Here is a 22871-nt window from a genome sequence, read left to right on the forward strand (position 1 = left end):
CAGCGCGGTCAGGTAGAGGCCGCGTTTGCTGCCGAACGTCTTGTACAGGCTGTTGCGGTGTACGCCGAGGTGGCTGACGAGGTCGTCGACGGACACGCCGTCGTACGCGCGCCCGCCGAACAGGTCCACGGCGGCGCGCACCGCCTCGTCCTCGTCGAATGCTCTTGGCCTGCCCATGGCTCCTACGGTAGACAGTTGAGGAACGATCGGTCAAGAACGATCGTTCCTTAATCGGTCTCAGACCTGGGAGGGATGCGCGCGTGTACACCGAGGCGGAGGCCGCCGTGCTGGCGGCGATCGACGAGACGGCGTTGGCCCGGACGCTGATGGAACTGGTCGCCGTGCCGAGCGTCACGGGGAGTGCGGCCGAGTCGGAGATCCAGCACGTGCTGGCGCGGAAGCTGGCGGAGCTGGGGGCTTCCGACGTCGACCTGTGGGCCATGGACCTGGGGGAGCTGTACGCCGATCCGGGGTTTCCGGGGCTTGAGGTGGAGCGGGACGAGGCGTGGGGGCTGGTGGGGTACTTCGGGGACGGCGAGGAGGCCGGGCTGATCCTTCAGGGTCACGTCGACGTCGTACCTGCGGGGGACCCCGGCGCCTGGGACGGGGATCCCTTCGTGCCCCGCGTGCGAGGGGAGTTCGTGCATGGGCGCGGTGCCTGTGACATGAAAGCCGGGATCGCCGCGCAGCTCGCCGTGCTCGGGGCCCTGCGGGAGTCCGGGGTACGGCTGCGGGGGCGGCTCGGGGTGCACTTCGTCGTGGGGGAGGAGGACGGGGGGATCGGGGCGTTCGGGACGCTGAAGCGGGGGCACACCGGGGGTGCCTGCGTCATCTCCGAGCCGACCGGGGGGACCGTCGTCACCGCCAACGCCGGGGCGCTCACCTTCCGGCTCGCCGTCAACGGGCTTGCCGCGCACGCCAGTTCGCGGGAGCGGGGGGTGAGCGCGCTCGACGCGTTCCTGCCGGTGCACCGGGCGCTCGGGGAACTGGAGGCCGAGCGCAACCGGGACGCCGATCCGCTGCTCGCCGAGTACCCGATCCCCTACTCCCTCTCCGTCGGCACCGTCCGCACCGGCGACTGGGCCAGCAGCGTGCCCGATCTCCTCGTCGCCGAGGGGCGGTTGGGGGTGCGGCTCGGGGAGGACCCCGCGTCGGCGCGCGCCGCGTTCGAGGCCCGGGTCGCCCAAGTCTGCGCCCGGGACCCGTGGTTGACGGACCATCCGGTCGAAGTGACCTGGCCCGGAGGCCAGTTCGCCAGCGGGCGGCTCCCTGCCGGGCACCGGCTCCTGGGCCTCGTCCAGGGCGCCCACGCCGACGCGAACGGGGGTGCCGTACCCCGTGAGCGCGGGGCGACGTACGGGAGCGACCTGCGCCACTACGCCGGCGCCGGCATCCCCACGCTCCAGTTCGGGCCCGGGGACATCGGCGTCGCGCACAGCGCGCGGGAGGCCGTGTCGGTGCCGGAGACGGTGGGGGTGGCCCGGACACTGGCGCTGGCCGTGCTGCGGGAGCTGGGGACGGTGTGAGGTGCGGCGGGCAGTGGCCCCGTACCCGTAACCGCCCGTACGCGGCGCGCAGTACCCCGTGCCGTACGCCGCCGGTCGTACCCGGGTAGTACCCCGGAGCCACCCGCCCCCGAGACCTCGCCTAGTAAGCGGCAGTCGACCCCATCGTCTGCGTACTCGTACCCGTACCCCCGGCCGACGTCCCCGCCGTGGTCCCCTTGCTCTCCGTCATGAACGCCTTCCAGCCGCCCGCCGGGGCCTGGCCGACGTCCAGGGTGCGCAGTTTCGCCAGGACCTCCGGCTTCTGGACGTCGATCCAGTCGGTGAACTGGCGGAAGGAGACCATCCGGACGTCGGCGCCCTTCTCCTTCTCGGCGGCGATGTGCTTGAAGGCGGCCTCGACGGAGTCCATGTAGATGCCGCCGTTCCACTGTTCGAAGTGGTTGCCGATGAAGAAGGGGGCGCGGTTGGTGGTGTACGCGCGCTGGAAACCCGCGATGTACGCGCCCGCGGACTGCTTGCGCCAGCCCGGGTAGTTGTGGGCCGGGGCCTTCGTGGAGTTGAGGGACTGGTTGGCCATCATGTTGTAGTCCATGGACAGGACCTCGAACTTGCGGCCGGGGAAAGGTATCGCCTGGAGCGGGAAGTCCCAGACGCCGTGTCGTTTCTTCGGCCAGACCTGGCGGCCACCCGGCGAGGACGCGTCGTAGCGCCAGCCCAGCTCACGGGCGGTCGGCAGGAGGTTGTCCTGGCCGAGGAGGCAGGGCGTACGGGCGCCGACGAGTTCCTTGTCGTAGTCGAAGGGCAGCGAGGGCAGGTCGGTCCACCCCGTGTTCGTCCGCCACTCCTTGACGAACGCCTTCGCCTGGTCGATCTCGCTGCGCCACTGCTTGGCCGTCCACCACTTCACCGAGCCGTGCGACTCACCGCAGAAGTGCCCGTTGAAGTGGGTGCCTATCTCGTGCCCCTCCAGCCAGGCGCGGCGCACGTTCGTGAGGGTCGCCTTGACGTGGTCGTCGGAGAGGTAGCCGATGTCGGAGGCGCCGCGCCGGTTGTTCGGCGGCTCGTACATCCGCTTCTTGCCCTCCGGCAGCAGGTAGAGCCCGGAGAGGAAGAACGTCATCGACGCGCCGTGCTCCTTGGCGAGGTCCAGGAAGCGGGGGAAGAGGCCGTTGCCGACCTCGCCCGCGCCGTCCCAGGAGAAGACCACGAACTGCGGCGGCTCCTCGCCCGCCTCCAGCGGCACGGGCTTGTCCGGCTGGTGCGGCTGCTTGCCGGTGAACGACGTCGAGCCGTCCCCGATCGGCCGCGCCGGCGCGCTGGGACTGGCGCTGCCCTTCGGGGAGCCGCTCGCGGAGGGGCCGCCGTCCCCGGAGTCCGATCCGGAGGACGAGCCGCAGCCGGCCAGTCCCGCAGCCGCGGCGGCGCCCGCACCGAGTCCGAGGGCTCCCCGTCGGGTGAGATTGCGCATGGAGCTGTCCCGTTCGTCGCGTTGTCTCTGGTGGGTCACTCATTCAGAGGACGTATCGAACGACGAGGTTCCCGGAGAAGTTCCGGGTTTGGTAACAGGAGCAACCTTTTTCGGCCGCCGCCTCAAGAGGCGACAAGAGGCGACAGCCGTTACAGCAAGATCCTTACGCGCCGAACGCCTTGTCCTTACCCTTCACCGGCTTCGCACCCGCACGCAGATGCGCGGGCACCAGGTCGATCGCGGGCTCGGAGTACCCGACGGAGACGATGCGGTCCCCCTCGTACGTGAAGGTCGTCAGCGAGGCGAGCGTGCACTGCCGCTTGCGCGGGTCGTGCCACAGGCGGCGGCGCTCGACGTACGAACGGACGATCCAGATCGGCAGCTGGTGGCTGACCAGCACCGCCTCGTGGCCGCGCGCCTGGTCGCGGGCCGCGTCCAGCGCGCCCTTCATCCGCACGACCTGGTCGACGTACGGCTCTCCCCAGGACGGCTTGAACGGATTGACGAGATGCGGCCAGTTGCCCGGTTTCCTGAGCGCGCCGTCGCCGACGCCGAACGTCTTGCCCTGGAAGAAGTTCCCCGCCTCGATCAGCCGCGAGTCGCTCGCGAGATCCAGGCCGTGCGCCTTCGCGATCGGGGTCGCCGTCTCCTGCGCGCGCTCCAGCGGGGAGGCGACGACGTACGTGACGTCCCGGGACGCCAGGTGCTCGGCGACCCGGTCGGCCATCTGCCGCCCCAGCTCGGAGAGGTGGTACCCGGGCAGACGGCCGTACAGGATGCCGTCCGGGTTGTGCACCTCGCCGTGCCGCATCAGGTGGACGACGGTGAGTTCCTTGGCTGTGCTCATGCTGCCGTGGCCTCCGCGGCTGCTCTGGCCGCCGCCGGGAGGGCGTCGGCGATCTTCTGTACGGCACGGTCGTCGTGCGCCGTCGACACGAACCACGACTCGAACGACGACGGCGGCAGGTAGACGCCGTTCGCCAGGAGGGAGTGGAAGAACGCGGTGAACCGGTACGACTCCTGCGCCTTCGCGTCGTCGTAGTTGCGCACCGGGCGGTCGGTGAAGAACACCGAGAACATGTTGGAGGCGCTCTGCACGGTGTGCGCGACGCCCTCCTTGGTCAGGGCCTGCGAGACCAGCGCCTGGATCTGCTCCGACACGGCGCCGAGCCTGTCGTACGCCGCGTCGTCCAGCAGCCGCAGCTGCGCGAGGCCCGCGGCCGTCGCGACCGGGTTCCCCGAGAGGGTGCCCGCCTGGTAGACGGGGCCGGCGGGGGCCAGGTGCGCCATCACGTCCGCCCGGCCGCCGAACGCCGCCGCCGGGAAGCCGCCGCCCATCACCTTGCCGAAGGTCATCAGGTCCGGTACGACGCCGTCGACACCGAACCAGCCCGCCCGGCTCGTACGGAACCCCGTCATCACCTCGTCCGAGATGTACAGCGCGCCGTTCGCCGAACACAGGTCCTTCAGGCCCTGGTTGAAGCCCGGCAGCGGCGGTACGACGCCCATGTTGCCCGGCGACGCCTCCGTGATGACGCACGCGATCTCGTCCGCGTGCAGGCGGAACGCCTCGCGTACGGCGTCGAGGTCGTTGTAGGGGAGGACGATCGTGTCGCCGGCCTGCGCGCCCGTCACACCCGGGGTGTCCGGGAGCGCGAACGTGGCCACGCCCGAGCCGGCCGCCGCGAGCAGGGCGTCCACGTGGCCGTGGTAGCAGCCCGCGAACTTCACGACCTTCGCGCGGCGGGTGAAGCCGCGGGCCAGGCGGATCGCGGACATCGTCGCCTCGGTGCCGCTGGAGACGAGACGGACCTGTTCCAGCGGGGCGACGCGGGCCGTCATCTCCTCGGCCAGGGCCACCTCTCCCTCGCCGGGGGTGCCGAAGGAGGTGCCCCGCGCGACGGCTTCCTGTACGGCGGCGATGACCTCCGGGCGGGAGTGGCCCAGGATCATCGGGCCCCAGGAGCAGACCAGGTCCACGTACTCGCGGCCGTCCGCGTCCGTGAGGTACGGGCCGGTGCCGGAGACCATGAAGCGGGGGGTGCCGCCGACGGCCCTGAAGGCCCGCACCGGGGAGTTCACGCCGCCCGGCGTGACGGCGGAGGCGCGGTCGAAGAGGGCCTCGGAGGCGGGGGCGTCGTAGGGGTAGGGGTGTTCGGTCATGGCCTGGGGCTTCTCCGGCTTGCTGGGCGGGCGGGGTGGGGCGGAACCTTCTCAGGGTAGGCCAGGGGGTTCGGGAACCAGGGGCGGGTGGCGGCGGGGCCCCGTCGCCGTATCCGCGGGCAGTGTTCGGGATCTGAGAAACTGGATCTGATACATACAGCTCACACGGGCCGTACTGAACGGGGACCGGGACGATCCCTCGGACAGGATGTTTCACCGCACGTTTCGGCGGGCGGCCGTGGGGGAGGTCACTGACACGATGATCGGGTTGCGCGGGCGGTACCGCGCGTCCTAGAAAAGCAGTCGGGTGGAGATATGCATCGCGGTGGCGGACTGGGCGAGGGGACCGATGACCTGGGTCCTCGTCGTGCCCGGCGGGGAAGGCACCGGCGCGACGCGGAGGAAACAGACGAAGCACAGCAGACATTTCAGGCACAGAGCGAGTCCGAGGAGATCGGTCGGCTGATCCGGCCCCGGACCGACCGCCTCACGGCGGGGAGCGGGAACGGTGGTCGGGTGGGCGTGACGTACAAGTACTTCGGTGCCCCCGACGGCGCTACGGCGGCCCGCGTCCCCATCTCGATGCGCCCTGAGGAGCTCGGCGGCGACGAGCTGGGCATGAACGGCATGTTCACGAAGATCAAGCCGGAGACGATGGCGGCGATGGTCCTCACCGGCATCGAGGGCGTCCCCCTCCACAAGGTCCCCCCGCTCGAACTCGTCGTCCTCCACCCCGACTACGCGGTCGTGAAACTCCCGATGACCGTCGTCGACCCCCTCCGGGACATAGGCGAGGAGGCGGTCGGGGCGGCGGCCTTCATCTGGTCGACGGTTCCTGATCGCGGGGGGCCTCGGGATGCGTTCAATGTGTATCAACTGCTGCATGAGTGGCAGGACTTCAGTCATCGGTTGCATGAGGCGGGGCATCAGCCTTACTGCTTGGTCTGGCCCTGAGCCGAGGGTTCGCTGGTTTCGGGCGGGGGCTCCGGCAGGCTGCTGTGGACGTCCTTCCGGCAGGTGCGCAGTTTCGTCAGGACGCGGGTCACGTGCTTCTCGACGGTGCGGGGGGACAGGAACAGGGTCTGGGCGATGTCCTGGTTGGTGGCGCCGGCGGCGAGCAGCTTGGCGACTTCCAGTTCACGGGGTGACAGCTGGGCTCCGTAGCCGCGGCGCCCCGGTCGCCGCGACGTCTGGACACCGAGGTCGCGAAGGCGGTGCCGGCAGCGTGCGGCATCGCCGGTCGCGCCCAGCTCGGTGAAGGCGCGCGCGGCGTCGGCCAGGTGCGTTGCCGCGTCTTCGGGGGACGAGCAGAACAAGGCGTCCCCCCGGCGTTCGGCGGCCTTGGCGACCTCGTAGGGACGGCCGATCTCCTGCCACCAGCGCTGCGCCTCGGCGAAGTGCTCGGCGGCCCGCGCCGGCTCGGTGGCGCGGAGCGACAGGCCCCGGGCCAGGGCCAGTTCGGCCGAGGCGGCCGGCGCGTCGCGGTCGCGCAGGTCCGACTCGGCCTCCGCCACGAGGCGTTCGACCGACGCGTGGTCCCCGCAAGCCAGCGCGGCTTCGACCGCGACCGGGACGAGGTCCAGGGTCCGGGTCCGGGACCTGAGTCCGCGCAGCATCGACAGCGCGGGTTCGACGGTCGCCCAGGCCGCCGCCGGGTCGCCCTCGGCGAGCTGGACCGCGGCGAGCGCGGCGGCGATCCTGATGCTCACGTCCACCTCGCTCGTGCCGCCGGCGGCAGCCGCCGCGGCGGCGAAGTGGGCGTGGGCCAGGGAGCGCCGCCCCCGGGCGAGGGCGAGGTGCCCCTGGCACAGAGCCCGGTCCACGCCGATCTGCCGCACGTCGGGGTGGGCGTCCGCCAGGGCCGCGTAATCCTCCTCCAGCCGGGTCCAGCGCCCGGCCAGCCAGTCCAGGCGCAGCTCCGCGACCCGGGGGAGGCACTCGACGCGCCCGTGGGCCGCGTGTTCGACCAGGTCCTCGACCTCGACCAGCAGAGCGTGGGCCCGCCGGTCGTGGCCGACCTGGAGCGCGACCTCGGCGAGGGCGTACAGCGCGTAGGCGGAGTGGCGCAGCACCGCTCCGGCGTCGTCCCGGCGCGGCAGCCGGTCCAGCAGCGGCCAGACGGCGGGATCGCCGTCCCGGGCCATCAGGATCAGCCGGGTGATCCGGACCGCTCTGCGGCTCGTCTCGTCGGCGCTGTCGCCGACGGCCCGCTCCGCTCGGCCCTGCCAGTCCCACGCGTGCGCGGCGGCACCGTCCCGCTCGTAGAGGGCCAGGTTGGTCATCGCCAGCGCCGCCTTGTCCGGCTGCGTGGCCAACTCGTCGACGGCGCGGGCGAGTTCCCGGGAACCGGCCGGGTCGGCGCCGACGTTGAGCATGACCAGTCCGAGCCCGAGGCGGATCTCGCCCCGGGTGGCGTCCGGCAGCTTCGGATCGGCCAGCACGGTCCGCAGTTCGCGGACGGTCACGGCGTAGTCGACGCCGTAGCCGACGATCCGGGCGAGCGTGAGCGCGGCTGCGGACCGCCGCTCCGTGTCCACCTGGCACCGGTCCAGGATCTGGTGCAGGAGGAAGGCCGCGGTGCCGGTGTCGCCCAGGGCGAGCGCCTGCTCGGCGGCCTGCTCGACGAGGCCGAGCCAGCCCTGATGGTCACCGGTGGCCAGCGTGTGGTGGGCGATCTGCACCAGCGGGAGCGGGTCCTGGGTGCGGAGGCGGTCGATCGCCCGCTGGTGCAGGCGCCTGCGGCGCGGCCCGGGGACGTGCCGGTAGGCGACCTGCTGGGCCAGCACGTGACGGAAGCCGTAAAGGCCGCTGTCGGTCTCGCGCAGCACGGCTGCCCGCAGCGCGTCGATCAGCCCGCCCGCGGCCTCGTCGCCGTTCAGGGCGGCGACCTCGGCGAGCAGCGTCTCGCCGGCCGGTACGGCCAGCACCGCCGCCGCGTCCACGACCGCCGCACCGGCCGGCGACAGGGAGGTCAGCCGTTCGCCGACCGCTTCCCGCAGACCGCCGGGCACCTCGGCCCGCTCCAGCTCCCGGACGTCCGGGCGTGCCTGGTCCCGCAGCGTGATCAGGTCTTCCTCGGCGACCAGCGGCAGGCCCTCGCTGCGGCGGTGGAGCACCGCGCACAGCTCCGGTGTGGCACGGCTGCCCAGCGCCGCGCCGGCCAGGTCGGCCACGTCGGTCCGGGTCAGTGGCGACAGCCGGATCACCGTGCCGCCGGCACCGGGCGGCGGGCGGTAGGCGGCGCCCAGGGCCGCGGCACCCGGCGGCAGGTCCTCGGCCCGGTAGGTGGCGATCAGCGCGAACCGGTCGGGCAGGTCGCGGGCGAGCAGCAGGAGCAGCTCGCGGGTGGCGTCGTCGACCCAGTGCAGGTCCTCGACGACCAGGACCACGGGGCCGACGTGCGCCAGCACCGAGCGCACGGCCCGGATCAGCTGGTGGCGAGCGGCGCCCGGGCCCCGCGGCCTGGCCGGCGCCGGCGGCAGACGGTGGGCCAGGTCCGGGAGCAGCGGGGCCAGCGCGCCGGTGGTCGGCGGCAGGGAGGTGTCCGGCAGCCACGGACCGATGGCGCCGAGCGCGTCGATCACCGGCCCGTACGGCAGGGGCTCGCGCAGCGGGTGGCAGTAGCCCGTCAGCACCCGCCACCCTTGCGACGCCAGGATCGTGGTGGCCTCGCGTACCAGCCGGGACTTGCCCATGCCGGCGTCGCCCTCGACCAGCACCACGGCCGGTGACTGCCGGACGGCGGCGAGCACCAGGTCGAGTTCGTGGCGGCGGCCGACGAACGCGAAGCCCCGGCCGAGTCCCGAAGAGCCCTGCTGGGCCGCCATACCATCACCGTCCTGTACGCGACGTCCCGCCTCGGTCATGCGCAGTGGCCGCGCGGGCCGGCGTCATCGGGCCGTCCCCCATTTTATGGCGGCGCCACCCACTTAATACGTCCCTCATTGTTTCGGTCTGTCCTGCATGTGCATCTTCGGTGTCGTTCACACATCTGGAAGGCACGACGGCAGCGTTGTCGCCGCGTGGCCGACCACGCACAACGGAGCGCACACCATGTCCCGAGCACGCATCTTCCGCAGGATCAGCACGTCGGCCGTCCTCCCGGCGGCCCTCGTCGGAGCCGTCGCCGTCGCCGGTCTGGGCGGCAGCCTCACCACCGGCGCGCGGCACGAGTCGCTGGGCGGGCACGTCCAGCTGGCCAGCGCCACGGCCCCGACCGACGGCATGACGTTCGACATGACGAACGCCAGCCCCGACCAGTACGACGCCATCATCAACTTCCTCCGCGAGCGGGGCGGCGGCTGGAACATCTACCAGAGCATCCGTGTGACACGGACGAGCGACGACTACTTCCCCCTCTCCCTCCAGGTGGGCGGGAACCAGGTCACCCTGATCTTCAACGCGCGGAACATGTACGTGACCGGCTGGGTCAACGAAGCGACCGGCCATTACATCCGGCTGGGTGCCGGACCGGAGAGAGTGCCGGGGCAGCGAGGCGACACGGACAACCGGAAGTGGCTCAACTACGGCGACATGGAGCGTGCCGCTCAGATCGACCGCGGTTCCCAGGGCATCACCATGGGCACCATCCGAAGCGCGGTCACCGACCTGGCGAACGGCAACTGGCGGGACAGCGCGCGGGCCCTGCTCGTCGTCACCCAGGCCTTCGCCGAGGGCTCCCGCTACGACTTCATCTCGTACCGGATCGGCCACGCGATGCGTAACAACGGCATCTTCTACGCCGGGTCCTCGTCCATGGTCAACGGCGGGTCGGGCGCCATCTCGGTGACATCCCTGGACCTGGAGAACAACTGGGGAGGTCTGTCCCAGGCGGTCGAGAACGCGACCCAGCACCACTTCCCCATCAACTACCAGATCGGCAGTGGGTCCTTCACGACGATGCAGGCGATCGACGAGCAGTTGGCCATGGCTCTGTACATCAAGATGGACTAGCGCGAAAGCGCGCGGAACAGAACGCCGGGACACGGGCTGAAATGCGGGTTTTCGGGTGGGAGGGGGGTGCCCAAGATCCTCAGAACGGGCATGCGAAACTTTTCACATGAGTGCCGCCAGCCGTGCGTCCCGGCGTTCGAACAGCGCCTTCGAGAAGAGGTCCCCGTCGCGTCGGGCCGTCCTGATGATGGCGGCCGGTGCCGCCTCGGGGGCCCTGGCGCTGTCCGCCTGCTCGTCCGGGGGGACCTCCGGCGGGGGCGGGGACACGCACTTCGTGATGGGGACCGACGGGATCGCGCGGGTCAAGGCGGGGCAGCGGGACGCCGCGCCCGAGCTGGCCGGGAAGACCGTCGCCGGGCCGGACCTCGACCTCGCCTCGTACAAGGGCAAGGTCGTCGTGCTGAACGTGTGGGGGTCCTGGTGCTCGCCCTGCCGGGCCGAGGCGCCGGGGTTCCAGAAGGTGTCGGAGAGCCTCAAGAGCAAGGGCGTCCAGTTCGTCGGGATCAACACCCGGGACGCCAACAACGACAACGCGCTCGCCTTCGAGAAGCAGATGGGGGTGACGTACCCGAGCCTGTCGGACCCGACGGGCAAGCTCCTGCTGCGCTTCAAGAAGGGCACGCTGAACCTCCAGACGATCCCCTCCACGCTGGTCATCGACCGTGAGGGCAAGGTCGCCGCGCGGTCGCTGTCGCCGCTGAGCGAGGAGCGGCTGCGGGAGATGATCGATCCGGTGCTCGCGGAGAAGGCGTGAACTCCCTCGCCGTGAACACGATCGCCGTGGGCGAGCTGAACGGGACCGTCCTCAACGGCGCCCTGATACTGGCGCTGCCGATCGCGTTGCTCGGCGGGCTCGTCTCCTTCTTCTCGCCGTGCGTCCTGCCCCTCGTACCCGGCTACCTCTCGTACGTCACAGGTATCAGCGGTACGGATCTCGCCGATGCGCGCCGGGGGCGGATGGTCGCCGGTGCCTCGCTGTTCGTGCTCGGGTTCACGGTCGTGTTCGTGTCGAGCGGCGCGCTGTTCGGGTACTTCGGGGACACCCTCCAGGCCAACAAGGACGTCCTGTCCAAGGTGCTGGGCGTGCTCATGATCCTCATGGGTGTGTTCTTCATGGGGCTCATGCCGTGGATGACGGCGCGGGAGTTCCGTATCCACAAGCGGCCGATCAGCGGGCTGGTCGGGGCGCCGCTGCTGGGCGCGCTGTTCGGGATCGGGTGGACGCCGTGCATCGGGCCGACGCTCGCGTCCGTGCTCGCGCTGTCCTCGCAGCAGTCCAGTGCCGGGCGCGGGGCGATCCTGACCGTCGCCTACTGTCTGGGGTTGGGCGTACCGTTCGTGCTCGCGGCGGTCGCCTTCCGCAAGGCGCTGGGGGCCTTCTCCTGGGTCAAGCGGCACTACGTCTGGGTGATGCGGATCGGCGGCACGATGATGATCGTGACCGGTCTGCTGCTGCTGACCGGCGTCTGGGACGGCATGGTGCAGGACATGCAGTCCTGGTCCAACGGCTTCGTTGTAGGGATCTGATCCATGAGCAAGACCAGTCCGACGCCGACGGACCAGGGCACCGAGCCGGACGGCGTTTCGCCGGCCGACGCCCGGGACGCCGCGAGCACCAAGCTCTCGACGGCCCCCGAGGAGACCCTCAACGTTCCCGCGCTCAGCGTCATCGGCTGGGCCCGCTGGTTCTGGCGCCAGCTCACCTCGATGCGGGTCGCGCTGCTGCTGCTCCTGCTGCTGGCGCTCGCCGCGATCCCCGGCTCGCTGATCCCGCAGACCGGCAGCGACGCGACGAAGGTCGCCGACTTCCGCAAGGCGCACACCACGCTCGCGCCGCTCTACGACAAGGCCGGCCTCTTCCACGTCTACAGCTCGGTGTGGTTCTCGGCGATCTACATCCTGCTGTTCGTCTCGCTGATCGGCTGCATCGTCCCGCGCACCTGGCAGTTCGTGGGCCAGCTGCGCTCGCGCCCGCCGGGCGCGCCCAAGCGGCTGACGAGACTTCCGGCGTACACCTCGTGGCGTACTACGGCTACCCCTGAAGAGGTACGGGAGACCGCGCTCGCCCTGCTGAAGAAGCGGCGGTTCCGCGCGCACGTCGCCGGGGACGCCGTCTCCGCCGAGAAGGGGTACTTCCGGGAGGTCGGCAACCTCGCCTTCCACATCGCGCTGATCGTCTTGCTGATCGCGTTCGCGTGGGGGCAGCTCTTCAAGTCGGAGGGCAACAAGCTGATCGTCGAGGGCGACGGCTTCTCCAACGTGCTGCCCCAGTACGACGACTTCAAGTCGGGCAACCTCTTCGACACCAGCGAGGACCTGGTCCCGTTCAGCTTCCGGCTCAAGAAGTTCACGGGTACGTACGAGCTGACCGGGCCCAACCGTGGTACCCCCCGTACCTACGAGGCAGCCCTCACGTACAGCGAGGGCGCGTACGGCAAGGACAAGCAGACCGTCGTCAAGGTCAACCACCCGCTGGAGATCGGCGACGCGAAGGTCTACCTCACCGCCCACGGGTACGCCCCCGTCGTCACCGTCCGGGACGGCAGGGGTGACGTCGTCTACCGCGACGCGATCCCGCTGCTGCCGCTCGACAACAACGTCACGTCCTCCGGTGTCGTCAAGGTCATGGACGGCTACAAGGACGCGAAGGGCAAGAGCGAGCAGCTCGGGTTCCAGCTCTTCTTCCTGCCGACGTACACCAAGGGGAACGAGGTCGCGTCGACGTTCCCCGCGCTGATCAACCCGATCATGAACGTCGTCGGCTACCACGGCGACCTCGGCGTCGACTCCGGGATCCCGCAGAGCGTCTACCAGCTCGACAAGTCCCACATGAAGGAGTTCAAGGACGCCAAGGGCGCGCAGCTGCGGGCGAACCTGACGCCGGGCAAGACCATGACGCTGCCGGGCGGCGCCGGGACCATCACCTACGAGGGCACCAAGGAGTGGGCGAACTTCCAGGTCGTCCAGGATCCGGGGGGCGGCTGGGCGCTGGCCGGGGCGGTCGCCGCGATCTTCGGCCTCGCCGCTTCGCTGTTCGTCCAGCGGCGCCGGGTGTGGGTGCGGGCGGTCGCCGGGCCCGACGGGGTGACCCTCGTCGAGATGGCGGGGCTCGGCCGGAGCGAGTCCGCGAAGGTGCCGGAGGAGCTGGGGGCGCTGGCGGACGGGCTGTACGCGCGGGCGCCGGGGGTGGCGGAGGACGACGGTGGGGCTGACGCCGGGTCCGAGGCGGGCGCCGACGCGGGCGCCGATGCCGATGCGGGCGCTGATGCGGGCGCTGATGCGGGCGCTGATGCCGGGTCCCTCTCAGGTGCTACCGGTACTACCTCCACCGACCCAGACGCGGCATCCCCCGCAGGTACTACCCCTGACGTATCCCCTACCCCCCAAGCTGTCCCTTCCGAAGGGTCTGAGAAGTGACTCTCGCCGCCGCGACCAACGAACACCTCGCCAACATCAGCAACACGCTGATCTACTCCTCGATGGCCGTCTACACCCTCGCGTTCTTCGCGTACATCGCCGAGTGGCTCTTCGGCAGCCGCAGCAAGGTGGGCCGCACGGCCGCCGCGCTGACCCCGGCCGCCACCGCCGCCGCGAAGAAGGCGCCGGCCGTCACGGTCAAGAAGGCCGGCGGGACCGCCGTACTGGAGCGGCCGGAGGTCGTCGTCCGCTCCGCCTCCGGCGCGCGCGACGTGCCGGACGGGCCCGGGGCGCACGGCGGGGACGAGCAGGGCGACCTCTACGGCCGGATCGCGATCTCGCTCACGGTCCTCGCGTTCCTCGTCGAGCTGAGCGGCGTGATCACGCGCGCGGCCTCGGTGGAGCGGGCGCCGTGGGGCAACATGTACGAGTTCAACATCACGTTCTCGACGGTCGCGGTCGGCGTGTACCTCACGCTGCTGGCGCTGCGCAAGAACGTCCGCTGGCTCGGCCTGTTCCTGATCACCACGGTCCTGCTGGACCTGGGACTCGCGGTCACCGTCCTCTACACGGCCAGCGACCAGCTCGTCCCCGCGCTGCACTCGTACTGGCTGTACATCCACGTCTCGACGGCCATCCTCTGCGGCGCGGTCTTCTACGTCGGCGCGGTCGCCACGATCCTGTACCTCTTCAAGGACTCCTACGAGAACAAGCTCGCGGCCGGCGGAAAGCCCGGCAAGTTCGCGAACTCGGTGCTCGACCGGCTCCCCGCGTCCGCGTCCCTCGACAAGTTCGCGTACCGCGTGAACGCGGCCGTCTTCCCGCTGTGGACGTTCACGATCATCGCCGGCGCGATCTGGGCGGGCGACGCGTGGGGCCGCTACTGGGGCTGGGACCCCAAGGAGACCTGGTCCTTCATCACCTGGGTCGGCTACGCCTGCTACCTGCACGCGCGCGCGACCGCCGGGTGGAAGGGCCGCAAGGCCGCCTACCTCGCGCTGGCCGCCTTCGGCTGCTGGCTGTTCAACTACTACGGCGTCAACATCTTCGTGAGCGGGAAGCACTCGTACGCGGGGGTGTGACCCCGTCCGTCCGGCACCGGGCCGGTTCCTGTGACTCAGGTCACGGGAACCGGCCTTTGTCGTACGACAGGTGAAGGGCGTGGACACGAATCTGCGAAGACGCATCCGGGCCGGGGACCACGACGCGTTCGGCGAACTCTTCGACACCTGCGCGCGCTCCGTCTACAACCACGCGTACCGCCTGACCGGTGACTGGTCCACCGCCGAGGACATCGTCTCGCTCACCTTCCTGGAGGCGTGGCGGCTGCGGGAGTCACTCGACGGTACGGGGGGTCCCATACGGCCGTGGCTGCTCGGGATCGCGACGAACGTGGCGCGTAATACCCGTAGGACCATGCGCCGCCATGCCGCCGCGATGTCCCGGCTGCCCCCTGCCTCGGTGGTGAGTGACTTCGCCGACGAGATCGCCGGCCGCCTCGACGACGCGGCCCAACTCGCCCTCGTCCAGGAGGCGTTACGGCGGCTGCGGCGCGCCGAGCGGGAGGTGCTGGCGCTGTGCGTCTGGTCCGGCCTCGACTACCCGACGGCCGCGCGGGCCCTCGGCGTCCCCGTCGGCACGGTCCGCTCCCGCCTCTCGCGGGCTCGGAAGAAACTCGCGAGGTACATGGAACCCCCGCACACCCCACGACAGATGAAAGGTGACCGCACACCTGCGGTCGGCCCCCTGAAGGAGGGAAACCGATGACACAGCTTCCCGAACGCGACCTTCCACCGGGGCGTCACCTACTCCTCAAGGAGCATCTGATGACCGAGATCCGTACGGAGCCGGCGCGGGCCAGCGCGAAGTGGCGGCGGCCCGTCTTCGCCGCCGCTGCCGTGGCGACCGCCGCTGTCGTCGCGTTCACCGTGCTGCCGTCCGCAGGTTCCGGAGGCGGTGCGCCTCAGCCGCCCAGCAGGCAGGTCGTCGCCCTGCTGGAGGACATGGCGATGGCCGCCGAGTCGGGCAAGTCGTACGGGGAGATCCGCGACGACCAGTTCGTGTACGTCGAGAGCCGGGTGGTGGTCACCATGTCGAAGGACGGCAAGTTCATCGTCTCGCCGCCGCACCGGCAGGAGATCTGGAGGTCGGTGGACGGGCTGCACACCGGGCTGAAGAGGGAGGAGGGTGAGGAACCGATGACGCTTCCTCCAGAGGTGAAGCCGGGCGACCCGGCCTGGCGTCAGACCGACGCGTACAACAACCTCAAGACGCTGCCCACCACCGCCGACAAGATGTGGGACTACCTGCACGAGGTAGCTCTGACGTACCCCGACCAGGACCCCTACCAGGCGATGTTCGTGCAGGCCGGTGAACTGCTGCACAACTCGATCATGCCCCCGGCACAGGGCGCGGCCCTCTTTCGAGCCGTCGCCAGGATCCCCGGCGTGACTCTCAGGGGGAACGCTGTCGACGCTGCCGGCAGGCCCGGGGTCTCCCTCTCACGCAAGGACCCCAACAACGCGGTTCGCGACGAGTGGATCTTCGATCCGAAGACCGGCACGTTCCTCGGCGAACGCAGCGTGTCCACGGCCGATCTCTCCAACCTCAAGAAGGGCGACGTCATGGGCGACACGGCCGTCCTGCGCCGAGCCGTCGTCGACAAAGCCGGTCAGCGCCCCTGACGTTCACGACGGCGGCAGGCACTCCCTGGCCGGCGGCCTCCCCTCCGGCCAGGCGAGCCGTACGAACCGGTTGCCGCCTGTCGCGGTGAGCTCCACGATCGGTACGGCCTTGTCGTACGGGTTCCCGTGCGCGTCGAGGCAGATCCAGCCGCTGGCGCCGCTCACCCGCAACGAGCCCTTCACCTGGGGCCATTGGAGGCCGACGTCCGCCAGGGGCGGGACCGTGCCGCCGGTCGGCGTGGCCTCCCGGACGCCCTTGATCGCGAGGGTCGTCGCGTCGTAGCCGATGATCAACTGGCCGTCTTCGAGGGCGACTTCGCCGATGGGCCCGACGGGGGCGCGGGACGCGCGGGCGATCAGGTCGGTGAGGGTCTTCATGTCGGCGGCCGAACCACCCGTACTTGTCGGGGGAGTTGCGGTCCACGCGTCGGGGTGGGCGAGAGCCGAGTAGCGGACGGAGAGGTTGCGGGTGAGGGCCGTGCGGTCGAGCCCCTTGTCGCCCTCCAGGTAGGACCCTTCGTCGCCGGTGAGGACCGTGAACTTGCGGTCCTGGCACCCCCGTCCCCCCAACGCGTTGATGAACTGCCGGAGTTGGATGTGCCGCCCGGCGAAGAGGATCGTGTCCGTGCCGGGGGAGGTGTCGCAGACGAGGTGGGTGATCTGCCGGAAGGTGTTCGCGGTGGTGCCCTCCTGGCTGCGGTCGGCGGGCGGGGTGAAGGGCTGGGGTTCGTAGGGCGAGCCCTGGATGAGCGAGGCGAACGAGTTCTGGAGGGTCCGGGTGTAGGGGTCACCGGGCTTGTCGTAGACGAGGATCGCCTTGCCGGCGCCGACCTTCGCGAAGGAGGCCAGCGCGCGGGCCTCGTCCGTGTTGGTCGGCGAGACCCGCGCGAGCCCGGGGAAGGGGTCGCGCCCGCCCTGCCCGTTGGCGAGGTCGTCGGCGGTGATGGACGCGCCGACGACGGGGATGCCGCGCCGGGTCAGCTCGGCGACGGCCTCCTTGTTGGCCTCGGTGCTGGTGCCGACCCCGGCGACGGCCCGCAGCCGGTCCCCGGACCTGGTCATCGCGTCGAGCCGGTCCACCATCGGCGCCCAATGGTCGCTGGTGGCACCGGGGTTGGCCAGCACGAGCCGGATCGCCGGGGTCTGCCCGTTGGCGGCGTGGTTGGCCTGCCACTGCGCCAAGTAGGCGCCCTGCAACTCGTGCTGGACGTCCCGCAGCGTGGACGGCGCGCTCGCGGAGAACGGCAGCATCAGCGCGACGGTGACGTAGGAACCCTCCTTGAGGGTGTCGTTCTCCGCCGCGATGGCCCGTACGGCGTCCCGGAGTTGGGGTTTGCCGAAGTCGTACGCCGAGGCCGTCACCCCGACGCACTCGGAGCTGCCCGCGGGCCGGGAGACGCCCGGCGCGCAGGAGCGGTCCTCCTTGAGCAGTACCCGTGTGCCGAGCACGATCCCGGTCACCAGCGCGGCCGAGACCACGATCGCGACGTACCGGTAGAGCCGGATCTCCCAGATCTCGCGCAGCCGCCGCAGCATCAGACGTCCCCCTCGTCGTCGTTCTCGTCCTCGTCGTCCTCGTACTCGTCCTCGTCCGGGAGGCTCAACGGCCGCCCGGCCAGGGCGTCCTGGGGCCATGCGCGCGACGCCGCGAAGAGCAGCGCGCCCCCGGCGGTGCGCAGGTCGGAGAGCTGTTCCAGTTCGAACCTGAGCCGGTCGCAGACGCGCCGGTCGGGCAGCACGAGCGGGTCGCTCACCTGCCACACCGCGTGCAGCAGCCGCCGTACCCGAAGGTGCAGCCCGGCGTTCTCCGGCGGGAGCCGGCCGACCGTGTCCCGGCGGCCCAGCGCGATCGCCACGCGCTGGTCCTCGGGCCCGAAGCAGGGCGCCGAGGCCACGAACCGCAGGGTGTCCAGCCAGACGCGGACCGGCAACACGGGGAAGCTGTCGCGGAGTTCGGCGACCGCGCCGTCCGTGTCGCCGAGGGCGAGCTCGTGGTGGAGCCGGTAGACGGCGTGGCCGGTGGCGTAGTGCCGGATCAACACCTCATGCACGTCACGCCACTTGGTGAGCTGATGCAGCCGCAGCAGCAGCAGCGTCCGGACGAACCGGTCGCCGACGAAGTGCCCCGGCTCCTGCGCGACGCCCTCCGCGAGGAGTCGCGCGCGCAGGGTCCGTACGCCGGACGAGCCGAAGTCGTCCGGGAGTTGGGTGGTGGCGAGGGCCACGGCCGAGTCGTGGTCGTGGGCGGCGGCGAGGACGGTCAGCTCGTCGAGGCGGTCGGCGGGGACGAGGCGGCGCAGGAGTTCGCCGTACGCGGGGAGGGGGTCCTCCTCGTCCGGGTCGACGGGCTCGGTGAGGAGGCCGGCCAGCGCGCCCGCCTGGTCCGGGTGCCGGCGGGCGGCTCGCGCGGTGAGGACGATGCCGAGGGGGTTGCCGCCGGTCAAGCGGTGGACGGCGTGGGGGAGTTGGGGCGGGAAGGGGAAGTCGTCGCAGACGGCGCCGGTGATGTGGAGGGTGTCGTCGGGGGAGAGCGGGGGGAGGGGCACCGCGAGCGCCCCCGCCGGGAGGGTCGCCGCGCCGAGCGCCCCTGCGCCGAGTGCTCCCGTGCCGAGCGCCCCCGCGCCGAAGCTCCCCGTGCCGGGTGTCCCCCCGCCGAAGGTCCCGGCCGACGGCGGCCCGCCCCCGGGCGACCCGATCGACCCCGCCCCCGGCGGCCCCGACGCCCGTGCCACTTCGGCGAGTTCACGCCGTACCGCCCCCGCCGGCACCCCCCTCCCGCGCACGGTCGCGACCACCACCGCCGGGTCGGTGACCCCCTCCGCGCGGTCCCGCAGCACCGCGTCCAGCAGCCCCGGCCCCGGCACCCCGCCCGCGTTGTCGAGCAGCACCACCGGCCGCCCGATCCGCGTCAGATGCGAGCCGATCCCGCTGTACCCCTCCGTGAGATCCGCCAACAGGGCCCGCACCAGCCACCGTTCGGCGTGTTCCCGCGAGGTCCCGCCCGCTCTGAAGTTCCCGGACAGGAGCAGCAGCCCCCGCTTGGCGTTGCCGCCCGCGTTCGGGTACGCCCGGTACCAGGTCGACGGGCGCTGCTCCTTGCGCGAGGTCACCCCCTCCGACAGCGCCTCCAGCGTCGCCTCGACGGCGGCGGCGAGGTAGGGCCCCTGCCCGGTCGCGGCGGCGATCACCTTCGCGGCGACGCGCGCGGCCCACCTGCCGGCCAGGGAGAAGCGGGAGCGGTGCTCGTTGAGCAGGAGGATACGGGTGAGTTCGCGCCGGATGCGCTCGGAGTCGGAGCCGCCGCTCCACTCGCCGGCCCGCACCGCGACCAGCCCCGCCGTGAGCCTCGGGAACGTCAACTGGCCCGCCGCGCGCACCGGTTCGGTGAGCTGCTCGGCGATGACCAGGAGGGCCTGCCAGAGCGGGGACCAGGACTCGGTGCTCTCCTCGTGCGGGGGCGCAGCGAACTGCTCGTCCTCGCAGTCGACGCGGGCGAGCGGGGTGCGCTTGCGGGGCTCGCCCCTGCGGGTGCGCTCGGTGTACGCCGCCTCGACCTCGTCCAGCACGGCCGTCTTGCCGAGTCCGCGTCCGCCCGTCAGCACCAACACCGGCTGCACGCCGGGGTGTTCGGACTTGACGGTGACGTTCTCGTCCGGCCGCAGTCCGATCAGCCGGGGCAGCAGCCCGGGCGGCTGCGCCTCGAACAGGGCACCCCGGCCGTGCAGTTGTCCGTGCACCACGCCTCCCCCCAGAGCGGTGGTCCTGGACGCAAGGGTAAGGACGGCAGAGAGGTGCGGAACAGACGTCGGAGACAACAGTGTGCAACAACCGTGAAACGGCGGATCCCGCCCGCCCCACCCGTCACAGAAGGCCCCGGGCCCGCCCAGACGGACGGACCCGGGGCCCTGTTGGCGCTACCGGCTCACCGCAGGTCGAAGCGGTCCAGCTCGGCGACCTTCACCCAGGCGGCGACGAAGTCCTTGACGAACTTCTCCTTCGCGTCGTCGCTCGCGTACACCTCGGCCAGCGCCCGCAGCTCCGAGTTGGAGCCGAAGACCAGGTCGGCGCGGGTGCCGGTCCACTTGACCTCGCCGCCGACGCGGCCCTCGAACGCGGTCTGCGAGGCGTCGGTGCCCTTCCAGACCGTGTCCAGGTCGAGCAGGTTGACGAAGAAGTCGTTCGACAGGACGCCCGGCTGGTCCGTGAGGACACCGGCCTTCCCGTCGCCGTGCGAGACGCCCAGCGCGCGCAACCCGCCGACCAGGACGGTCAGTTCGGGGGCGCTCAGGGTGAGCAGGTTCGCGCGGTCCAGGAGCAGGTACTCGGCGGGGAGGCGGTTGGCCTTGCCGTAGTAGTTGCGGAAACCGTCGGCGCCCGGCTCCAGCGCCGCGAACGACTCGGCGTCCGTGTGCTCGTCGCCCGCGTCGACCCGGCCCGGGGTGAACGGCACCTCGACGTCGTACCCGCCGTCCTTGGCGGCCTTCTCGACCGCGGCGACACCGCCGAGGACGATCAGGTCGGCGATCGAGACCTTCTTCGCGCCCTGCGCGTCGAAGTCGGCCTTCACGCCCTCCAGGACCCGCAGGACCTGGGCGAGTTGCTCGGGCTGGTTCACCTCCCAGCTGCGCTGCGGCTCCAGGCGGATACGGGCGCCGTTGGCACCGCCGCGCTTGTCGCTGCCGCGGAACGTGGACGCGGACGCCCAGGCCACGGAGGCGAGCTGAGTGACCGTCAGGTCGCTGGCGAGGATCTTCGCCTTGAGCGCGGTGACGTCGGCGGCGTCGATCGCCTCGCCCTCGGCCTCGGGCAGCGGGTCCTGCCAGATCAGCGTCTCGGCGGGGACCTCGGGGCCGCGGTGGAGGGACTTCGGGCCCATGTCGCGGTGGGTCAGCTTGTACCAGGCGCGGGCGAACGCGTCGGCGAACTGGTCCGGGTTCTCCAGGAAGCGGCGGGAGATCGGCTCGTAGATCGGGTCGAAGCGCAGCGCCAGGTCGGACGTCAGCATGTTCGGCGCGATCTTCTTGTTCGGGTCGTGCGCCGAGGGGACGGTGCCCTCGCCTGCGCCGCCCTTCGGCTTCCACTGCTTGGCGCCGGCCGGGGACTCGGTCAGCTCCCACTCGAAGCTGAAGAGGTTCCAGAAGAAGTTGTTCGACCACTTGGTCGGCGTGGAGGTCCAAGTGACCTCCAGGCCCGAGGAGATGGTGTCCGCGCCGTGGCCGGTGCCGTAGCTGTTCCGCCAGCCGAGGCCCTGCTCCTCCATCGACGCGCCCTCGGGGTCGGGGCCGACGTTCGGGCCGTCGGGGGCCGCGCCGTGGGTCTTGCCGAAGGTGTGGCCACCGGCGATGAGGGCGACGGTCTCCTCGTCGTCCATCGCCATCCGGCGGAACGTCTCACGGATGTCGCGGGCCGAGGCCAGCGGGTCCGGATTGCCGTTGGGGCCCTCGGGGTTGACGTAGATGAGGCCCATCTGTACGGCGCCCAGGGGCTCTTCGAGCTCGCGGTCGCCGGTGTAGCGCTGGTCGTCGAGCCAGGTGGTCTCGGGACCCCAGTACACGTCCTCCTCGGACTCCCAGACGTCCTCGCGGCCACCGGAGAAGCCGAACGTCGTGAAGCCCATCGACTCCAGGGCGACGTTGCCGGCGAGGATCATCAGGTCGGCCCAGGACAGGGACTGGCCGTACTTCTTCTTCACCGGCCACAGCAGGCGGCGGGCCTTGTCCAGGTTGACGTTGTCCGGCCAGGAGTTGAGCGGCGCGAAGCGCTGCTGGCCGGCGCCGGCGCCGCCGCGGCCGTCGCTGATGCGGTAGGTGCCGGCCGAGTGCCAGGCCATCCGGATCATGAACGGGCCGTAGTGGCCGAAGTCCGCGGGCCACCAGTCCTTCGAGTCGGTCAGGACCGCCTCGATGTCCCGCTTCACGGCGGGCAGGTCCAGCGCCTCGAACGCCGCGGCGTAGTCGAACTCCTCACCGAGCGGGTTCGCGACGGCCGGGTTCTTGGCGAGGATCTTCAGGTTGAGCCGGTCCGGCCACCACTGACGGTTCCCGCCGCCCTGCGTGGGGTGGGCGGCACGGCCGCCGTGCGCCACCGGGCACTTTGCTTCTTCGGCGTTCTCGGACATGGGGGAATCCTTTCGAGGCTGAGCGACGGTCCGCGCTCAGGCAGCGCTGGAGGAGGTGGAACAGGCGGGGCACAGGCCCCAGTAGACGACCTCGGCCTCGTCGATCGCGAAGCCGTGGTCGTCGGAAGCGGTCAGACAGGGGGTATGTCCCACCGCGCAGTCCACGTCGACGACAGTTCCGCACGTCCTGCATATGAGGTGGTGGTGGTTGTCGCCGACGCGGCCCTCGAACCGGGCGGGGCTGCCCGCCGGCTCGATACGCCGGATGAGTCCGGCCGCGGTGAGCGCGTGCAGCGCCTCGTACACGGCCTGGACGGAGACATGACCCACGCGCTCGCGCACCCCGGCGGCGATGGCCTCGACGCCCAGGTGGTCACCGGCGCGGACGGTGTCGAGCAGCGCGACCCGGGCGGCCGTCACCCGAAGGCCGACGCCGCGCAGCTCCTCGGCGGGGGTGGGGGGTGCGGATCCGGTCATGGGCCCCAACCTACCCTGCTAAAGGCGAACGATTCAAGAAAAGGAGCTGTACAAGTTTGGTGCGGGGAGAATATGCGGAGGGA

Annotated in this window: 18 protein-coding genes; 9 read left to right on the forward strand and 9 right to left on the reverse strand. The window is 71.2% G+C overall.

The annotated features are described in order from the left end of the window. On the reverse strand, positions 1-177 hold a 177-nt coding region (locus tag PV682_RS41860; protein ID WP_319737918.1), incomplete at its 3' end, for a helix-turn-helix domain-containing protein. 149 nt (positions 178-326) lie between these two features. Here PV682_RS41860 and PV682_RS41865 point away from each other — a divergent pair. After that, complete coding sequence (locus PV682_RS41865) at positions 327-1526, forward strand: ArgE/DapE family deacylase (RefSeq protein WP_407705834.1); 1200 nt, start codon at positions 327-329, stop codon at positions 1524-1526. A 121-nt stretch (positions 1527-1647) separates the two neighbouring features. Here PV682_RS41865 and PV682_RS41870 read toward each other — a convergent pair whose 3' ends face one another. From PV682_RS41870 to hemL, 3 genes are all read right to left on the reverse strand, one after another. Then, positions 1648-2976 (reverse strand): polysaccharide deacetylase family protein, encoded by a 1329-nt coding sequence (locus PV682_RS41870; RefSeq protein WP_319737880.1) that lies wholly within the window; start codon positions 2974-2976, stop codon positions 1648-1650. Between the two features lie 163 nt (positions 2977-3139). Next, positions 3140-3823 (reverse strand): histidine phosphatase family protein, encoded by a 684-nt coding sequence (locus PV682_RS41875; protein WP_319737883.1) that lies wholly within the window; start codon positions 3821-3823, stop codon positions 3140-3142. Continuing rightward, positions 3820-5139: a glutamate-1-semialdehyde 2,1-aminomutase gene (gene hemL, locus PV682_RS41880; RefSeq protein WP_319737885.1), complete on the reverse strand. Its 1320-nt coding sequence runs from the start codon at positions 5137-5139 to the stop codon at positions 3820-3822. The genes PV682_RS41875 and hemL overlap by 4 nt, the downstream gene beginning before the upstream one ends. A 315-nt stretch (positions 5140-5454) precedes the next feature. Between hemL and PV682_RS41885 the strand changes: the two genes are divergently transcribed. Then, positions 5455-6093: a hypothetical protein gene (locus tag PV682_RS41885; RefSeq protein ID WP_193555087.1), complete on the forward strand. Its 639-nt coding sequence runs from the start codon at positions 5455-5457 to the stop codon at positions 6091-6093. Here the strand turns inward: PV682_RS41885 and PV682_RS41890 are convergent. Beyond that, a complete protein-coding gene (locus tag PV682_RS41890) occupies positions 6072-8966 on the reverse strand; it encodes a helix-turn-helix transcriptional regulator (RefSeq protein ID WP_319737888.1) in 2895 nt (964 codons plus the stop codon). The two genes, PV682_RS41885 and PV682_RS41890, sit on opposite strands and share 22 nt — an antisense overlap. 226 nt (positions 8967-9192) lie before the next feature. On the opposite strand from PV682_RS41890, the gene PV682_RS41895 reads away from it, so the two are divergent. From PV682_RS41895 to PV682_RS41925, 7 genes are all read left to right on the forward strand, one after another. Next, the gene (locus PV682_RS41895; RefSeq protein WP_319737890.1) at positions 9193-10092 is read left to right on the forward strand and encodes a ribosome-inactivating family protein; all 900 of its coding nucleotides are present in this window, start codon (positions 9193-9195) and stop codon (positions 10090-10092) included. A gap of 106 nt (positions 10093-10198) precedes the next feature. Further along, positions 10199-10846 (forward strand): TlpA family protein disulfide reductase, encoded by a 648-nt coding sequence (locus tag PV682_RS41900; RefSeq protein WP_319737891.1) that lies wholly within the window; start codon positions 10199-10201, stop codon positions 10844-10846. Continuing rightward, the gene (locus tag PV682_RS41905) at positions 10843-11619 is read left to right on the forward strand and encodes a cytochrome c biogenesis CcdA family protein (protein ID WP_407705832.1); all 777 of its coding nucleotides are present in this window, start codon (positions 10843-10845) and stop codon (positions 11617-11619) included. Before PV682_RS41900 ends, PV682_RS41905 begins: the two co-directional genes overlap by 4 nt. A 3-nt stretch (positions 11620-11622) precedes the next feature. After that, on the forward strand, positions 11623-13509 hold the full coding sequence (gene resB / locus PV682_RS41910) for a cytochrome c biogenesis protein ResB (protein ID WP_319737892.1): 1887 nt from the start codon (positions 11623-11625) through the stop codon (positions 13507-13509). Next, positions 13506-14591 carry a c-type cytochrome biogenesis protein CcsB gene (gene ccsB, locus PV682_RS41915; protein WP_319737894.1) on the forward strand — a complete coding sequence of 362 codons (1086 nt, stop codon included), beginning with the start codon at positions 13506-13508 and terminating at the stop codon, positions 14589-14591. Before resB ends, ccsB begins: the two co-directional genes overlap by 4 nt. Before the next feature lie 79 nt (positions 14592-14670). Beyond that, positions 14671-15276 carry an RNA polymerase sigma factor gene (locus tag PV682_RS41920; RefSeq protein WP_319737896.1) on the forward strand — a complete coding sequence of 202 codons (606 nt, stop codon included), beginning with the start codon at positions 14671-14673 and terminating at the stop codon, positions 15274-15276. Further along, positions 15273-16193, forward strand: a complete 921-nt coding sequence (locus PV682_RS41925) for a CU044_5270 family protein (RefSeq protein WP_319737898.1) — start codon at positions 15273-15275, stop codon at positions 16191-16193. The genes PV682_RS41920 and PV682_RS41925 overlap by 4 nt, the downstream gene beginning before the upstream one ends. A 3-nt stretch (positions 16194-16196) precedes the next feature. Here PV682_RS41925 and PV682_RS41930 read toward each other — a convergent pair whose 3' ends face one another. The 4 genes from PV682_RS41930 to PV682_RS41945 form a co-directional block, all read right to left on the reverse strand. Further along, positions 16197-17729, reverse strand: a complete 1533-nt coding sequence (locus tag PV682_RS41930; protein ID WP_319737900.1) for a type 1 periplasmic-binding domain-containing protein — start codon at positions 17727-17729, stop codon at positions 16197-16199. Then, the gene (locus PV682_RS41935; RefSeq protein ID WP_407705833.1) at positions 17729-19930 is read right to left on the reverse strand and encodes a hypothetical protein; all 2202 of its coding nucleotides are present in this window, start codon (positions 19928-19930) and stop codon (positions 17729-17731) included. The genes PV682_RS41930 and PV682_RS41935 overlap by 1 nt, the downstream gene beginning before the upstream one ends. A gap of 185 nt (positions 19931-20115) precedes the next feature. Beyond that, on the reverse strand, positions 20116-22311 hold the full coding sequence (gene katG / locus PV682_RS41940) for a catalase/peroxidase HPI (protein WP_319737904.1): 2196 nt from the start codon (positions 22309-22311) through the stop codon (positions 20116-20118). 36 nt (positions 22312-22347) lie between these two features. Further along, complete coding sequence (locus PV682_RS41945; protein WP_055719333.1) at positions 22348-22788, reverse strand: Fur family transcriptional regulator; 441 nt, start codon at positions 22786-22788, stop codon at positions 22348-22350. Positions 22789-22871: the final 83 nt, after the last annotated feature.

This window comes from Streptomyces niveiscabiei, from assembly GCF_033794345.1.
Taxonomy (GTDB): Bacteria; Actinomycetota; Actinomycetes; order Streptomycetales; family Streptomycetaceae; genus Streptomyces; species Streptomyces niveiscabiei.

Excerpts from the sequence above, each read along its gene's own strand:
- PV682_RS41925 (WP_319737898.1), top strand. The coding sequence starts at position 15,273 with ATGACACAGCTTCCCGAACGCGACCTTCCACCGGGGCGTCACCTACTC.
- PV682_RS41865 (WP_407705834.1), top strand. The coding sequence starts at position 327 with ATGGAACTGGTCGCCGTGCCGAGCGTCACGGGGAGTGCGGCCGAGTCG.
- PV682_RS41890 (WP_319737888.1), bottom strand. The coding sequence starts at position 8,966 with ATGGCGGCCCAGCAGGGCTCTTCGGGACTCGGCCGGGGCTTCGCGTTC.
- PV682_RS41930 (WP_319737900.1), bottom strand. The coding sequence starts at position 17,729 with ATGCTGCGGCGGCTGCGCGAGATCTGGGAGATCCGGCTCTACCGGTAC.
- PV682_RS41900 (WP_319737891.1), top strand. The coding sequence starts at position 10,199 with ATGAGTGCCGCCAGCCGTGCGTCCCGGCGTTCGAACAGCGCCTTCGAG.
- PV682_RS41885 (WP_193555087.1), top strand. The coding sequence starts at position 5,455 with ATGCATCGCGGTGGCGGACTGGGCGAGGGGACCGATGACCTGGGTCCT.
- hemL (WP_319737885.1), bottom strand. The coding sequence starts at position 5,139 with ATGACCGAACACCCCTACCCCTACGACGCCCCCGCCTCCGAGGCCCTC.
- PV682_RS41870 (WP_319737880.1), bottom strand. The coding sequence starts at position 2,976 with ATGCGCAATCTCACCCGACGGGGAGCCCTCGGACTCGGTGCGGGCGCC.
- resB (WP_319737892.1), top strand. The coding sequence starts at position 11,623 with ATGAGCAAGACCAGTCCGACGCCGACGGACCAGGGCACCGAGCCGGAC.
- PV682_RS41895 (WP_319737890.1), top strand. The coding sequence starts at position 9,193 with ATGTCCCGAGCACGCATCTTCCGCAGGATCAGCACGTCGGCCGTCCTC.
- katG (WP_319737904.1), bottom strand. The coding sequence starts at position 22,311 with ATGTCCGAGAACGCCGAAGAAGCAAAGTGCCCGGTGGCGCACGGCGGC.
- PV682_RS41945 (WP_055719333.1), bottom strand. The coding sequence starts at position 22,788 with ATGACCGGATCCGCACCCCCCACCCCCGCCGAGGAGCTGCGCGGCGTC.
- PV682_RS41875 (WP_319737883.1), bottom strand. The coding sequence starts at position 3,823 with ATGAGCACAGCCAAGGAACTCACCGTCGTCCACCTGATGCGGCACGGC.